Source organism: Mesorhizobium sp. M6A.T.Ce.TU.002.03.1.1 (genome assembly GCF_003997275.1).
In the GTDB taxonomy this organism is placed as follows: domain Bacteria; phylum Pseudomonadota; class Alphaproteobacteria; order Rhizobiales; family Rhizobiaceae; genus Mesorhizobium; species Mesorhizobium mediterraneum.
Map to the genome: position 1 here is coordinate 3,044 of NZ_RZTI01000071.1, position 14,623 is coordinate 17,666.

The 14,623-nt window shown below is 62.5% G+C and carries 10 protein-coding genes and 1 tRNA gene; 4 read left to right on the top strand and 7 right to left on the bottom strand.

All coding sequences use genetic code 11. The features are described 5' to 3' along the window. Window positions 1–194: 194 nt before the first annotated feature. Window positions 195–1,328 (top strand): P1 family peptidase, encoded by a 1,134-nt coding sequence (locus EOC93_RS20320; RefSeq protein ID WP_127205499.1) that lies wholly within the window; start codon window positions 195–197, stop codon window positions 1,326–1,328. A 93-nt stretch (window positions 1,329–1,421) separates the two neighbouring features. On the opposite strand, the gene EOC93_RS20325 is transcribed toward EOC93_RS20320, so the two are convergent. The 5 genes from EOC93_RS20325 to EOC93_RS20345 form a co-directional block, all read right to left on the bottom strand. Beyond that, entirely contained in the window at window positions 1,422–1,676 is a 255-nt protein-coding gene (locus tag EOC93_RS20325; RefSeq protein ID WP_127205500.1) for a DUF768 domain-containing protein, read from the bottom strand. Between the two features lie 718 nt (window positions 1,677–2,394). Further along, window positions 2,395–3,150: an ATP-binding cassette domain-containing protein gene (locus EOC93_RS20330; RefSeq protein ID WP_095483558.1), complete on the bottom strand. Its 756-nt coding sequence runs from the start codon at window positions 3,148–3,150 to the stop codon at window positions 2,395–2,397. Continuing rightward, on the bottom strand, window positions 3,143–4,204 hold the full coding sequence (locus EOC93_RS20335; protein ID WP_127205501.1) for a ribose ABC transporter: 1,062 nt from the start codon (window positions 4,202–4,204) through the stop codon (window positions 3,143–3,145). The genes EOC93_RS20330 and EOC93_RS20335 overlap by 8 nt, the downstream gene beginning before the upstream one ends. A gap of 102 nt (window positions 4,205–4,306) precedes the next feature. Continuing rightward, window positions 4,307–5,287 carry an ABC transporter substrate-binding protein gene (locus EOC93_RS20340; RefSeq protein WP_095483556.1) on the bottom strand — a complete coding sequence of 327 codons (981 nt, stop codon included), beginning with the start codon at window positions 5,285–5,287 and terminating at the stop codon, window positions 4,307–4,309. Window positions 5,288–5,756: 469 nt separating this feature from the next. Further along, window positions 5,757–6,662, bottom strand: a complete 906-nt coding sequence (locus EOC93_RS20345) for a sugar-binding domain-containing protein (protein WP_127205502.1) — start codon at window positions 6,660–6,662, stop codon at window positions 5,757–5,759. Between the two features lie 277 nt (window positions 6,663–6,939). Here EOC93_RS20345 and EOC93_RS20350 point away from each other — a divergent pair, with 277 nt between their 5' ends. Together EOC93_RS20350 and EOC93_RS20355 are read left to right on the top strand one after the other, a co-directional pair. Then, a complete protein-coding gene (locus EOC93_RS20350) occupies window positions 6,940–7,845 on the top strand; it encodes a tagatose-bisphosphate aldolase (RefSeq protein WP_127205503.1) in 906 nt (301 codons plus the stop codon). A gap of 150 nt (window positions 7,846–7,995) precedes the next feature. Continuing rightward, window positions 7,996–9,465: an ROK family protein gene (locus tag EOC93_RS20355; RefSeq protein ID WP_127205504.1), complete on the top strand. Its 1,470-nt coding sequence runs from the start codon at window positions 7,996–7,998 to the stop codon at window positions 9,463–9,465. A 47-nt stretch (window positions 9,466–9,512) separates the two neighbouring features. On the opposite strand, the gene EOC93_RS20360 is transcribed toward EOC93_RS20355, so the two are convergent. Together EOC93_RS20360 and EOC93_RS20365 are read right to left on the bottom strand one after the other, a co-directional pair. Beyond that, window positions 9,513–9,589 (bottom strand) — tRNA-His (locus EOC93_RS20360). A 450-nt stretch (window positions 9,590–10,039) separates the two neighbouring features. Beyond that, entirely contained in the window at window positions 10,040–10,498 is a 459-nt protein-coding gene (locus EOC93_RS20365) for a phasin (protein ID WP_095483553.1), read from the bottom strand. Window positions 10,499–10,751: 253 nt separating this feature from the next. Here EOC93_RS20365 and EOC93_RS20370 point away from each other — a divergent pair, with 253 nt between their 5' ends. After that, window positions 10,752–14,453 carry a PAS domain S-box protein gene (locus tag EOC93_RS20370; RefSeq protein WP_127205505.1) on the top strand — a complete coding sequence of 1,234 codons (3,702 nt, stop codon included), beginning with the start codon at window positions 10,752–10,754 and terminating at the stop codon, window positions 14,451–14,453. The last annotated feature ends 170 nt before the right edge of the window (window positions 14,454–14,623 follow it).

The window sequence follows — 14,623 nt, forward strand, 5'->3', positions numbered from 1 at the left end:
GGGCGGGCCATTTTCGTGGGAGTTCGCCGACGGAACCGCCGATGCGGTTGCGACCAGCGGTGCCGCACGGCCAAAAACAATTGCAAAGCCGGCCGCCAAAGCCAAGGAGCCTGGCAATCAAGGCTCTCTGTTTTGAGTGGCCATTATTTCCGAGCGCCCATGAATTCTGAGCGCGCATGACTTTCTGAATGGCAATGACCGACAATCATCACCAGACGACGCCTTCCGGCAAGCCGCGCGCGAGAGCCTTCGGCATAAGTTTTGACGGCACGCCCGGACCGTTCAACGCCATCACCGATGTGCCTGGCGTTGCGGTCGGTTATTCGACGCTGATTTCGGGCGATGGTGCGCTGGTGGTCGGCCAGGGACCGGTGCGCACCGGCGTGACCGCTATCCTGCCCAGACCGCACGCAGATCTCGCCACGCCGGTCTTTGCCGGGATCTTCAGCCAGAACGGCAATGGCGAATTGACCGGCTCGCACATCATCGAGGAGACGGGTGCCTTCAATTTCCCGATCACCATCACCAACACGCACTCCTGCGGCGTTTCACGCGACGCGACGCTGCACTGGATGCAGCGCGTGCTGCCGGCCGCGCTCGACAGCGCCTGGGGCCTGCCGGTGGCGGCGGAAACCTACGACGGCTTCCTGAACGACATCAACGGCCACCATCTCAGGTTCGAGCATGTTGCTGCGGCGCTCGATGGCGCGACCAGCGGATCGATCGAGGAAGGCAGCGTCGGCGGCGGCACCGGCATGATCGCCTTCGGTTTCAAGGCCGGCTCCGGCACGGCATCGCGCATCGTCGAATGGCAAGACCAGCGCTACACGGTCGGTGCGTTCGTGCAGGCGAATTTCGGCAAGCGGAGCAATTTTACCATTCGCGGCCTGCGCGCCGGGCCCGATCTCGTGGAACCGGCGATCCGCGAAAGCACGCCGCGCGCCGAGAAGGGTTCTATCATCGGGATCGTCGCCACCGATGCGCCGTTCCTGCCGCATCAAGTGAAGCGGCTGGCCCGCCGGGTGCCGCTCGGCGTCGCCATGACCGGCGGCTTCGGCTATCATAGCTCGGGCGATATTTTCCTGGGCTTTTCGACCGCCAACCGCGAGGCGGCATTGGCGCCGTCAGGCCGCATCGCCAGCGCCGATTTTGTCCCGGATAGCGAGATCGATCCGTTCTTCGACGCCGTGATCGAAGGCGTGGAGGAAGCGATCCTCAATGCGCTGGTCGCCAATGACGACATGACCGGGCGCGACGGCAATTTCGTGCCGGCGCTGCCGAAGGCATGGCTCGAGGGCAGATTCGATGCAAGTCGTCAGGGGACGTAAGACTGCCTGGCGCGTCACACGCGCCGCACCGGTCTTGCATATGGTTGAGCCGGGTCAATAATGCTTTCCCCGGCCTTTCGCCGGGTCGGCAGATCACCCGGCAGGCTTGTCCGAATTCTTTTCGTCCTGGTCGGCCTCAGCCGCCTCTTCCAGCTTCGACGCTATAAGCTCCTTGATATCGCCGACCTCTTCCTGGATATCCTCCAGCGGTATGCCGGCCTCAGCCGCGTTGGCGGCACATTCCCTGGCGAGGGTCTCGGCTTGCTTCTCGATCCTGTCCGGCGAGGCGTGGCAGTGGACCTTTTCGCCGATCCATTCCTGCAAGAACTCGATCGCGTGTTCACTCATACTGCTGTTCCCTGGCGGCTGCGCCGGTTGGTAATCATAAACGCCGGTATCCCCGGAAAGATGCACGCTCCCATTCCAACCGAGTCGTCGTCACCCGGCAAGCCGATCTTGCCCAAGCTCCACAGAGCTGAAGGAAATCGAAGGTTCAAGGAGCACATCGTAATTCTTGAGGAGATTCTATTTTCTTGGGAGATTGGCACCGTTGGCTGGGGATCATGTCCCGGATCGCGCCATTGTTTCTACTTGCTTTTTTCCGGTATTCCAGTCAATTTGTATGACAATAGGTGTCATAATACGTAGCGCCGTTCGCTGCGCAACCCTATGATACGCGGCCAAAGCCGCCGCTATATAGTGACATCCTCATTCAATGTCGACTCTGCTCGCCATCCTGCCCCTTTCCGTTGCCCCGAGGGTGTCTGGATGGCATATCATCATCATCGGGGGCGAGCATATTTCGCCGGAATCGACCGATCGCATTGCGATGCTGAGCAGCGGCTAAATGCATGTCGCGCAAAAGCGTGCAGCGGTTTTGCGATAACGACATGCATAAAACAACAATCTAAAGCGCGTCGCATGAGGCCGGTCGAGCGCGACGCGCTTTAGGCGCGGTAGCTATGCCGGTCGCTTCTCACCGGAGAGCGGCCCACTTTGCCAGCTCGCCACCCGGAAGCTCACTCCCTCGGGACGTGAGTTTGTTTCAGCAGTCGAAAAGTTCGGCCTATCCGCCAACCATGAGCTTGACGACTTCGTCATGGTTGGTTTCCGAGATCTTGCGCTCGCCGGCCTGAACGCCCCGGCGCAGCACGACGATGCGGTCGGAAACGGCGAAAATGTCCTGCAGATTGTGCGAGATGAAGATCACGCCTCTGCCTTGCGCCTTGAGCTGGTGGATGAGCGAGATGACCTTGCGCTGCTCGGGAACGCCGAGGGCCGCAGTCGGTTCGTCCATGATCAGGATCTGCGCGTCCCAATAGACGGCCCGGCCGATGGCAACGGCCTGCCGCTGACCGCCGGAGAAATTGCTGACCGGGGCGTCGAGCCGACTGACATGGAAATCCAGCCGGCCCATGGTCTTCTTGGCGGCAACCGCCATGGCCTTGCGATCGAGCACCGGCAGGAAGCCGAAGGCCTTGCGCATGGGTTCACGACCGAGGAAGATATTGGCGCCGATGGACAAATTGTCGGCGAGAGCGAGATCCTGATAGATGGTTTCGATGCCTTTTTCGCGCGCCTCATGCGGCGTCGCAAACGTCACCGGTTGACCCCTCAGCAGAATTTCACCGCCCGTCGGCTGAAAGACGCCCGATATCGCCTTGATCAGCGTCGTCTTGCCGGCGCCGTTGTCGCCCGCCAGGGCCACCACTTCGCCGGGCCGCACGACCATGGAGAAGTCGTTGAGCGCCCGGACGGCGCCGAAGTGCTTGGAAAGGTTCCGGACTTCCAGAAGGGGGATGGTCTGGGCTGGGCTATTCATCCTGACGGGCTCCACTGAACCGGCGCTGCGCCTGGTCGATGAGAACGGAAATGATGATGACGAAGCCGACGGCGATGAATTGCCAAAACGGCTCGACATTGACGAAAACCAGCCCGTACTGAATGACCGCGATCACCAGCGCACCGGCAACCGTCCCGAAGATGGTGCCGGATCCGCCGAACAGGCTGGCGCCACCGATCACGACGGCTGCGACGCTGTCGAGCAGCAACGGCTCGCCGGCCTGTGCCGCGCCAGCGGTGAAGCGCGCCGCATAGAGCGCGCCACCGAGGCCTGCGCACATCGCCGAAAGCACATAAAGACGCAGGGTATGGCCCCTGATGTCGATGCCGGCACGACGCGCTGCCTGCACATTGGCGCCGATAGCGTAGTTGTGCTGACCGAATCGGGTCTGGCTCAGGATGTAGTGCATCACGACAACGAAAACGGCGGCGATGATGACGAGATAAGGGACACCGTAGAACCTGCCGTTGCCGAGCAGCGCGAACCAGGAATTCTGGACCGGCACCGTGGTGCCGCCGGCCAACAGGAAAGCAACGCCGCGCGCCACGCCGAACATGCCAAGCGTGCCGATAAAAGGCGGAACTCTCAGGCGCGAGATCAGCAAGCCGTTGATGACACCAGGCAAGCCTGCGACAATCACGGCCGCCAGAATACCCGCCAGCATTGCAATTGGCAGCGGGATTACGGCTCCCGCCATGTTCGTAGCGTGGGCCGCAACGACGGCCGCAAGGCCCATGATGAAGCCCAGCGAGAGGTCGATGCCTCCCGAAATGATGACGAATGTCTGTCCGGTCGCAAGCAGCAGCGGCGCCACGGCAAATATCGCGATGGATTGCACGTTGAACGGATTGAGCACGAAGGTCGCGCCGAAGGAGAGCCTCGACCAAACCTCGAAACAGATGATCAGGCCGGCGAGAAACAGCCAGGCGCGCCCTTCAGCGATGCGTCCGAGCCAGGTCCTGGCCGGATCACCATGGTCGGCCTGAGGGGCGACATGGGTTTCGCTTTGCTCGATTGGTGATGTTGAGGTCATTGATATATCCGATCCGCGGGCGCGGCCTCCGTCAACAGGGTCCCAGAGACCCGGCGCAGATCTCCTCCCGGCAAGCCGGAAGGAGATCAAGCTGGTTTGGACTCATTCGGAATAGAGGTACTTTGAGATGTTCGGATCGGCGATGTTCGACTTGTCCATGATCGTGAAGCCGGTGCCGATCGCAACCGGGATCGACTGGCCTGTCAGGTGGGCATAGGCCGAAACGACACCAAAATAGCCGATCTCAGCCGGATGCTGGGCAATCGCCACGTCCACCAAGCCGGTGTTGATGTTGTCGACGATGCTAGTCGGGGCGTCGAACGCCACGACCTTGATGGTGCCGGTCTGCCCAGCTTGCTGGACGCCATTCGCCGCGCCGAGCGCCGAGAACAGGTTTGCACCGAACACTCCAACGAGATCGGAGTTGCGCGCGAACACAGCCTGAAGCTGCGAGGCGGCCTTGTTGGCGTCATTGTCATTGAACTGGGTTTCGAGGACGGTGATGCCGGGATGATTGGCCGCCATCTCCTTCTTGAAGCCCTCTTCACGCTGATCGGTGGTCGAAATGCCAGGCTTGACGTTCGAAACGTAGACCTTGCCCTTGTCGCCTATGGCCTTGGCCAATGCCCGGGCGGCGATCTCGCCGCCGAGAATGTTGTCCGAGGCGATATAGGACAGCGGGAAATCCGCCTCGCCGGCACCGGTCTGATAGACGCCGCTGCCGATGAAGGTGTCGACGGTGATCACCGGGATGCCGGCATCATTGGCCTTGCGAAGCGGCTCGACCAATTGAACCTTGTCGGTCGGCGCAATCAGGATGGCGTCCGGCTTCTTGGCGATGACCGCGTCAAGCACGGGGACTTGCGTCACCGGATTGAAATCCGGGGCGCCCTGGAAAACCAGGGTCACGCCAAGGGCATCGGCTGCTGCCTGCGCTCCCTTGCGCATGGTGATGTAAAAACCGTCGGTGGTAAGGCCGGGAACGAGAGCAACCGTGAACTTCTTGTCCTGCGCCAAAGCGGGCGTGATCAGCGCCGTTGCGCAGATGGCGAGAGCCGCAAGGGCGGCAACAATCTTCTTCATAACATCCTCCTCATAATGTTGGCAGATTTGCCGTTGCGATTGACATCGACATGGCCGTCAATCCGTTCCGGCTACGTGAAATGCTGGCGGCGAGAAACGGGTTTCGCCTGCTTGCTGTTATGGGCAGCTTCCTCCCGAGCGCCCCCAGTCGTTAGATCAGCCAGTCGAAACCCGACCAGCCTGATGCGCGCAGTCCCGTTCCTAGCCTCCGCAAGGTCCAGGGAATAGCGCCGCTCGGCGCACATGCGTGCCTAGCCGCAAAGTTGTAACACTTTGCTGAAAGAAATTGCAACCTGGTATTTCTTGGCTGGAAACGCCTTCAAACCGGACGACATTTGTCTGCGCCGCAGAGCCCCCTTTGTGCAGACTATTGCCCCAACGCTTTGACGGCACAACTGATGATTTCACGGCGGTGGGCTGGCGAGCCACGTTTGGGATCGATCAGGTGTGCCGATCGGCGCGCCCGCCTCTATTGAGGCAAGAGAGCCTCGAGAATGGCCTGGGCCGTCTTGGTATCCGTTACCAGAGCATTGATAAGCCTGGCGCGGACGGCACCGATAATGGCCGTCGCCTTCTCCGGCGAGGCGGCAACACCGATCACCAGAGGGACGGCTCGAAGCTGGGCCGGCGACATAGCGATCATCCGGCTCTCCCCTTCCCACGGGATAAGGGTACCTTCGGCGTCGAAATAATGCCTGATAACGTCTCCAGCCGCGTGGAACAATGCCTGCTCGCTCAGCGTGGCCGCGCTCGCCTCGGGCGGATTGATGGCATGGGGCAGGCCGATGCCGACGATCGCAACGTCGGTCCGGTCCCAAAGCGCGACGCTGTCGCGGATGGCCGCATCGCCGAGGAAGACCTCACGCAACTCGGTGGACGGCAGATAGGGCGCATGGATGAAATGCGGCGTCCCGCCGAACTCTTCGGCGGCAAGCCGCACAAACTCGTTGATCTGAAAATGCGGCGCCTGCTGCTGCATGCCGCCGGTGGCAGCGACGGTAAGAACGCCGGGAATGCGCGGCAGGCCTGCCCGGATCACCTCGCGAATGGCTCGCCCCCAGCCGATGGCGACCACCGACCCGGCCGTCAGTTCCGCTTGCTTAAGCAAGGCGCCGAGCGGCGCGGCGAGCGCCGTCAGCGCACCGGCTGCTGGTGTTTCGATGACTGCCCCGTCGCGAAGTCCCAGCCCTTCGACCAGCTGCGTGGTGATGCCTTCGGGCGTTGCAAGATCGAGAACCTCGATCCGCACGATGCCCTCTGCCCTCGCCCGCTGCAGAAGACGCGATATGGTCGCGGTGGAGACACCAAGCCGCCGCGCGATATCGACCTGCGACATCTCCGCCTCGTAGTGCAGTTTGGCGACCGTATGCAGCATCGTCCGCGATGCGGCGGCTGCATCTTGTGCGGGAGGGACAGGCAGCTTGCAATTCCTTTCAGCAATGTGTTACAGACCCATCGACGGATGGGAGTTATCGCGCAAATTCGGCTGACTCGCAATGTGGGCCCGTTTCCACGGGCCAAGGCCAAATTTCTCGGTCGATAGCGCATCAAAGCGGCAAAAACTCGCTGCCGAGAGGCAGTTAAAAACTGAACCTTTCTTGTTCCACGGATCTGCGCCCTGGTGAATGGGCGCCAACATCGGACAGAAGACCATGACAAAGATGACGACCGCAGAGTTGCGCGGCTACCAGCAGATATGCGGCAAGGATGGGGCCATGATGGCCATCGCCTGTGACCAGCGCGGCGGCATGCGTACCTTGCTTGCGTCGGACCCTGCAGAACAGGCCAAGATCACCAACGACATGCTCGGCGACACCAAGTCGGACATCACGCGATACCTCGCCAGCCAGGCATCCTGCGTGCTGCTCGACCCGCTCTGCGCGGTGCCGCGGGTTGTCGATGAAGGGGTGCTGAACCGCGATACGGCTCTGCTCATCGGCCTCGACGCCTCAGGCTTCGACGTCTCGCCCGCCGGCTACCGCCTGTCGCGCCTCGTTCCCGGCATCGACGCGCGCCGCGTCCGCGAGCTCGGCGGCACCGGCGGCAAGATCATGGTCTATCTCAGGGCTGACAGGCCTGAGGCGAATGAGCACAATATCGCCATTCTGCGCCAATGCATCGCCGACTTCGCGCAAGAGGACCTCCTGCTTGTCGTCGAGTTCCTGACCTATCAGGTCGAAGGGGAAAGCCTTGAAGACTATACGGCCAAGATCCCCTGGCTAGTCGAAGGGGGCACCCGGATTTCGCTGGAATGCGGGGCAAAGGTGCTCAAGCTTCCTTATCCCGGAACGCCGGAAGCCTGCGCAAGGATCACCAGCATGGCCGGCCAAGTGCCATGGGCGGTCCTCTCCGCCGGCGTCAACCACGCAACCTTCCTGGGCCAGGTCGAGATCGCGATGAAGAACGGCGCGTCAGGCGTCATCGCCGGCCGGTCGCTGTGGAAGGACTGCATCTCGCTTGACCGTGACATTCAGCGGGAAAGGCTTAAGACCATCGCTGTGGCGAGATTGCGCGAGCTTCAGGCGGTGATCGGAAACTACAGGCAGAAAGCCGCTTAGCCGTTCGGCGTTCACACCAGGCACGCACGGGACGTCATGCCTCAGACCATGATCCCGAAAAGTGGGGACCGGTTTTCGGAAAAGATCATGGTCAAACAGCAAGATGGAGCCCCATTTCGATTTAGTCGAAATGGAACCGGCTCTAGTTCGATGGCCATCGGAATCGATATCGGCGGCACTAATCTGCGCGCCGCCCGCATTTCCGGCACAGGCGAAATCCTCGATCGTATTTCCGAGAAGAGCGCGCCGGATCCGGAGCTTGTGCTCTCCCGGATCGCCGAAATGGTGCGCCGGCTCGATTCTCCCGAAGTTGCCGCCATCGGCATCGGCGTTCCCGGACGCGTCGATGCCCGGCTTGGCGCGGTCTTGTCCGGAGGCTACGTCAACCTCGCCTCGATCCCCCTGGCGCAACGACTGGAAAGCCTGGCAGGCAAGCCCGTCTTGATCGACAATGATTGCAACATGGCACTGGTCGCGGAAATGGCTCTCGGCGCCGCCAGAGGCCATGAAAGCATCGTCATGTTCACGATCGGGACCGGCATTGGTGGTGCCGTGGCTCTAGATCGGCAGATCGTCCGCGGCAAGGGGACGGCTGGGCAGCTCGGCCATATCACTGTCGACATAACAGGCGAAGCGTGCGTCTGCGGCCGGCGCGGCTGCGTTGAAACCACCAGCTCAGGCACCGCGCTTGGCCGTCACATCGCGCGGGTAGGCCTCGGTCCGGATGTTTCGGTCGATCAGCTTTTTGCCCGGGATGCGGGCGGTGACACGCTGGCGCGCGGCATACTCGAAGCCTGGGCCAGGCCGCTGCGTGCCGCAATCGATTCGGCCGTGGCCATGTTCGCCCCCGATCTAGTCCTGCTCGGCGGCGGACTTGGCCTGGCGGCCCACAGGGCACTTGCCAACGCCCCGGCTTTGGCTCCCTGGTACCAATGCCCGGTGGAACCGGCGCAACTCGGCGACGACGCCGGCGTCATTGGCGCCGGTCTGCAAGCGCTCGCCGCTGAGGCGACGGTCACGCAGGCGTCGCCGGTGTCCCTGCCGTCCGCTCGGCTCGATCCCGGCCGGCGTGCCGTGCCCACCAGACGCGCCGTGCTGGTCAACGGCATCCCTGCCAGCGGCAAAAGCACGGTCTCGCGCGGTATCGCCGACCGGATGGGATGGCCGTTGCTCACGCTCGATACGGTCAAGAACCCGTTCCTCGAGGCGCTCGGCGGCGGCGACCGTGAATTCAACCGCACGCTCGGCCGCGCCAGTTACGAGGCGATCTGGTCGATCGTCGGCGAAGCTCCGGCGGGCACCACAGTTATCGTCGATGCCTGGTTCGGTTTCCAGCCGCGCCAGGTGCTCGAGGATCACCTGCGCAGGGCTGGCGTCGAGCAGACCGCCGAAATCTGGTGTCACGCGCCCGGCGAGGTTCTGGCCGAGCGCTATCGCGCACGGCTCGACCAGCGCCCCGCCGGCCATCCCGGCGCGGCCTACATCCCCGAACTGATCGAACTGGCCAAGCGTGCCGCGCCGCTGCGGCGCGGACCGCTGTTTGACGTCGACACGACCAAACCGATCGCTTTCGATGCCATCACGCAGTGGCTAAAGGCGACGATTGCGGCTGACACATAGGCAGCGCAGCCGCCCTAACAAATTCAGTGATTTAACCGACAAGCCAATGGTACCGTTGGCTGGGATCGAACCAGCGACCTCCGGATCCACAATCCGGCGCTCTAACCATCTGAGCTACAACGGCACGTTTGCCCGAGCGGGATCGAGATGGACCGTTCATTCTCCGGGACCCGCTCTGTCGTTCGGCGATGCGTCCATACGGGCTATCGGAGTTTAATTCAAGGCTTTTGGCCGCGCATGACCCCGAAAATCAGAATCGATTTTCGGAAAGGATCACGCGCAAAATCCAAAGTTCTACGCCGTCCTGTGCGCCTCCAAGAGGACGCGCGGTGCTGTAGGCAAAGATCGCTCCGGCAACGGCGTCGCCTTTTCGCCGGGCAAAGAAAAAGGCCGGCGGGAGGAGGTGCCGGCCTTTTCCTGTTACGAGCCAGCGGGAGGAGGTGCTGGCTGGTCACCCCGGAGAGCAGAGGGAGGAGGTTCCACCCACCGGGTATTTCGCTTGACCACTATATTTCACATAATCCTATTCGAAGAAATGCGACCTTTTGTTGCATCTTCGAAATATGCGCAAATATTAGGCGGCCTTAATTTCCTTCATCGCCTTCTCGAAGGCGGTCTTTATCGGCTTGGAGACGTCTTCGGCCGCCTTGGAGGTGACGGTCTGGAAATCCTTTGCCTGCTCGACGGCCATCTCGACGCGCTTGCGCAGGAATGCGGTCTGCAGCTCGACGACTTCCGACAGCGACTTGGCGCCGATCAGGGCTTCGAAATGCGAAAAGCCGGCTTCGGTATTGGCGCGCAGAGCAGCGATGGTCTTGAGCGACAGGTCGTTGGAAACGGTCTTGGCGGTCTCAAAGGTCGACTCCAGAGCCTTCTGGGTCTCTTCCGCACCGGTCTTCAGCTTGGCATAGGCCTCTTTCGACTGCTCGACGCCCTTTTCGGCGAAAGCGCGGATCTGGTCGGTGGCCTTGGAAGCATCGAAGCTCGGGAATTCAACGTTTTCGATCGTTTCAGCAGTCTTGGTCCTGGACATTTTCCATCCTTTGCAGTGGCAGCGGCTTTGACAGAAAGCCGTCTCGTTCATGTGTGATGGCAATATAAAGGCAATTTTTGTGCATTGCAATATCCTTGTTGCAGTGCACCATAAAATTCTTTCCCTGCGTTAACCACGAGCCCAGAGATTCCAGCGGTTGCACGCTATGGCTTGTGGACCTTCGCGCCGTCGGCTTTTATTAACAAAACGTTAACTGGAAAAACTGCCCGTTCCGTGAGGGTCCGCCAAGCGCATGCCGTCCGAAAACTACTCCTTCCTCGACGTCGCCGTGCTCGACGCGGTCCGCCAGCGCTTTGCCGCAGGCGACGCGATCGCCCTTCTGTCGGCAGATCTCGAACAGGTGATCTGGGCAAACGGACCAGGGGCGGCGGCGTTCGGCTACCCCGACATCGAGGCCATCATCGGCGCCTCGACAGGGCTGCCACTGATCGCCCGGCGCCAGATCATGGCGACAAGCGGTTTTCCACAGATCGGCCGCGACCGCGCCATCACGGTGCGGCTGGCAACCGGCCTAACCAGCCGCGCGGTTGGCTTTCTGGCCAGCGCCGTGACCATGCCTGACGGCGAAAACGCGATCATGCTGGCGGTGCCGGCGGCACAGACCGGCTCGCGCAGCGCTGCCGAGATCGCCGCTCGGGCCATCAGCGGCTTTACCGAAGACGGTCATTTCATCGCCTTCGTCGACGCCAAGGGCAATATCGAGGCCGCTTCCGATGGTTTTTCGGCGCTCGGCATCTTGCCCGAGACGCTGGCAGCGCTCGTGGCCGATGTGGCGAACGAGAGCGATCGCATCGTCAAACGCCTCGTTCCAGGCGGCACCACTTCCTATCCGGCCGGTCTCGCCCGGCTGACGGATGAGCGGCACCTGCTGGTGGTGATCGACGAGAACCAGCTTGACTCCGAAGAAGCCTCCGCTGGCGAGCGCACCTATGGCGCTGCGGCCGATGCCGTAGTCCAGCCAAAAGCAGAACAGGACAACGCGCCGGCAACAGTCGCGAAGGCGGATGCGGCAGCGGAGACTGCTCCGGCAGCCGGCGAAGACACTTCGGTGTCGGTGGAGCATGACATTCCCAGTTCGCCCCAACTCGATTCGACTGGACCTGATGCGACTGGGCCCGATGCGACCGAGCAGAGCCCGGAAGCAGCCGATAGCGCCCGCCCTGCGGCCGGCGGAGCCCCCACGCAGCTTGACCATTGGTATTTCAGCGCCAGCGAGGGTGAGACACAAGAGCCGGGCCGACCGAACGCATCCGGGCCTGTCGAGGCACCGGCCGCGTCGGACGCTTCGGCGGAGAATACCGCGCAGGATGCCACCAGGGCCGCCTCCCCGGCCGACCGTGCCATCCCCCCGATCGACCGCGCGGCGGCGCCCCTGCGTTTCGTCTGGCGCACCGACGCCGAGGGCAGGTTCAGTGCCCTGTCGCCGGAATTCGCGGAACTCGTCGGCAAGCCTGCCGCCGATGTGATCGGCCGGCGCTTCAGGGATGTCGCGGCCACCTTCGACCTCGATGCGTCCGGCGAGATCGCGGGCCTGCTCGATCGCCGCGACACCTGGTCCGGCCGCTCGGTGCTGTGGCCGGTTGCCGGCACCGATTTCAAGATACCCGTCGACCTGGCGGCGCTGCCTGTCTACAGCCGAAGCCGTGCCTTCGAAGGTTTTCGTGGTTTCGGCGTGGCCCGCTCCAGCGATGCGGTGGTCGATCCGGAAGCGATCGGCATGGCGCTTGTCCCTAATGCCGAAACCCCCGCAGCCGTCGAGCCGGAAGTCGCCGAAACGCCTGAGGACACCGACCCATTCAAGGGTGAGGTGCCGGCGCTGACCATCGTGCCGAAGCCGGAGCGGCGCTTTGCCGACAAGGTGATCCGGTTGGCCGAGCACAGGCAGCCGGCCAATGACAAAGGCCTGTCGACGCTGGAACGCAGTGCATTCCGTGAAATCGGCGAGCGGCTCAAGAAGGACAATCCCCCGACCGAACAGCCCGACGCTGCAAAGCCGGCAGAACCGGCTGCGGCGGAACCGACCGAAACCGATGGCGAAGACGAGAAGGATGTCGCAAGGCTCGAAGGCGAGCAGCCGGAATCAACCGTGCGCGACATCTCAGGCTCGCTGCTCGACTATGCCGACCGGGATAATGTCGCCGACAACAGCGGCGGCGCGCCGGTTGCAGAGCCGGACAGGGCGACGCAGGAAATCGCTGACTCGGACAGTCGATCGATCGCCGCCGAAGACGACGACAGCATGACGGCTGCCGATTTCCGTGACGCAGAAGACAGCGAGGACTGGGCGCGGTCCGATGACGATGAAACCCATTCGTCAGCCGATGACATCGGCCATGCCGGTGACATGGAGCCGGCGCCCGTCGAGCGGCCGCGCCTGCAGGTGCCGTCGCTCAAGCTCGAAGGGTTCGTGCCATCGGCTTTTTCGACCGCAGACGACAACAACGCTGCGGACATTTCGATTCTCGGCAAGCTGCCGGTGCCCCTGCTCATCCATTCCGGTGACGATCTTCACTATGCGAATGAGGAATTCCTCAGCCTGACCGGCTATGACACGCTCGACGATCTGGAGGATGCAGGTGGCCTCGGCGCGCTGTTTGCCGATCCTTATGACGACAGCGCCTCCGATGGCACCGATCACGCGCTGCGGTTGAAGACACATGACGGTCAGGAGTTCCCGATCGAGGCTATTCTGCGCTCGGTACCGTGGCGTGGCGGCAAGGCGCTGATGCTGGTCGTGCGCCGTTCCGGCGACGACGAGGCAGCGGCTATTCCGCAGGGTGGCGCCGACGACCAGACGCAGCCTGATGTTTCCGAGCTCAAGGCGCGCATCGCCGAGATGCGCACCATCATCGACACCGCGACCGACGGCGTCGTGCTGATCGGCCGTGACGGAACGATCCGCTCGATCAGCCGCCCGGCGGAAGCGCTGTTCGGTTTTGACAGCGATGAGGTGACCGGCAAACCCTTCTTTTCGCTGTTTGCGATCGAAAGCCAGCGCGCGGCGCGCGACTATCTCGACGGACTGTCCGAGCCCGGCGTGGCGAGCGTGATGAATGACGGCCGCGAGGTGATCGGACGCGAGGCACAGGGGCGTTTCATTCCGCTGTTCATGACCATCGGCAGGCTGCCCAACGACAGCGGGTTCTGCGCGGTGGTGCGCGACATCACCCAGTGGAAGCGGGCCGAAGAGGATCTGACCCAGGCGCGCGCCGTGGCCGAGCGCGCCTCCTCGCAGAAGACCGACTTCCTCGCCCGCATCAGCCACGAGATCCGCACGCCGCTCAACGCCATCATCGGGTTTTCCGAGCTGATGGTCGACGAGAAATTCGGGCCGGTCGCCAATGACCGCTACCGCGACTATCTGCGCGACATCAACCGGTCGGGCAACCACGTGCTCGACCTGGTCAACGACCTACTCGACATCTCGAAGATCGAGGCCGGCCAGCAGGAGATGGCCTATGAGGCGGTGTCGCTCAACGACACGCTGGCCGAGACGGTGGCGATGATGCAGCCGCAAGCCAACCGCGAACGTGTCATCATCCGCTCCAGTTTCGCCTCACGGCTGCCGGAAGTGGTGGCCGACCTGCGCAGCGTGCGCCAGATCGCGCTGAACATCCTGTCGAATGCCATCCGCTACACGCAGGCCGGCGGCCAGGTAATCGTGTCGACCGCCTATGAGATCTCCGGCGACGTCGTGATGCGCGTGCGCGACACCGGCATCGGCATGAGCCAGTCCGAGATCGAGCAAGCGCTGAAGCCGTTCAAGCAGATCAACGCGCTGAAGCGCGGGCGCGGCGACGGCACCGGTCTCGGGCTGCCGCTGACCAAGGCCATGGTCGAGGCGAACCGCGCTCGATTCACCATCAACTCGACGCCCGGCGAGGGCACTCTGGTCGAAGTCGCTTTCCCGTCGACTCGCGTGCTCGCGGATTGATCTAAAAGAAAAGGCGTCCAACAGGACGCCTTGAATGATGGGATTGCTGTTACAACGGGGGCTTGAGCGAATTCAGATCCTCTGGGGATTTCGAGGAACGGGATTTCTCCCTCAAGTTACGCACGACTATCGGTGCCGGCCCTTAACAAAACCTTACCGGCGTCGCCGAA

Excerpts from the sequence above, each read along its gene's own strand:
- EOC93_RS20325 (WP_127205500.1), bottom strand. The coding sequence starts at position 1,676 with ATGAGTGAACACGCGATCGAGTTCTTGCAGGAATGGATCGGCGAAAAG.
- EOC93_RS20350 (WP_127205503.1), top strand. The coding sequence starts at position 6,940 with ATGACAAAGATGACGACCGCAGAGTTGCGCGGCTACCAGCAGATATGC.
- EOC93_RS20330 (WP_095483558.1), bottom strand. The coding sequence starts at position 3,150 with ATGAATAGCCCAGCCCAGACCATCCCCCTTCTGGAAGTCCGGAACCTT.
- EOC93_RS20320 (WP_127205499.1), top strand. The coding sequence starts at position 195 with ATGACCGACAATCATCACCAGACGACGCCTTCCGGCAAGCCGCGCGCG.
- EOC93_RS20340 (WP_095483556.1), bottom strand. The coding sequence starts at position 5,287 with ATGAAGAAGATTGTTGCCGCCCTTGCGGCTCTCGCCATCTGCGCAACG.
- EOC93_RS20365 (WP_095483553.1), bottom strand. The coding sequence starts at position 10,498 with ATGTCCAGGACCAAGACTGCTGAAACGATCGAAAACGTTGAATTCCCG.
- EOC93_RS20335 (WP_127205501.1), bottom strand. The coding sequence starts at position 4,204 with ATGACCTCAACATCACCAATCGAGCAAAGCGAAACCCATGTCGCCCCT.
- EOC93_RS20355 (WP_127205504.1), top strand. The coding sequence starts at position 7,996 with ATGGCCATCGGAATCGATATCGGCGGCACTAATCTGCGCGCCGCCCGC.
- EOC93_RS20345 (WP_127205502.1), bottom strand. The coding sequence starts at position 6,662 with ATGCTGCATACGGTCGCCAAACTGCACTACGAGGCGGAGATGTCGCAG.
- EOC93_RS20370 (WP_127205505.1), top strand. The coding sequence starts at position 10,752 with ATGCCGTCCGAAAACTACTCCTTCCTCGACGTCGCCGTGCTCGACGCG.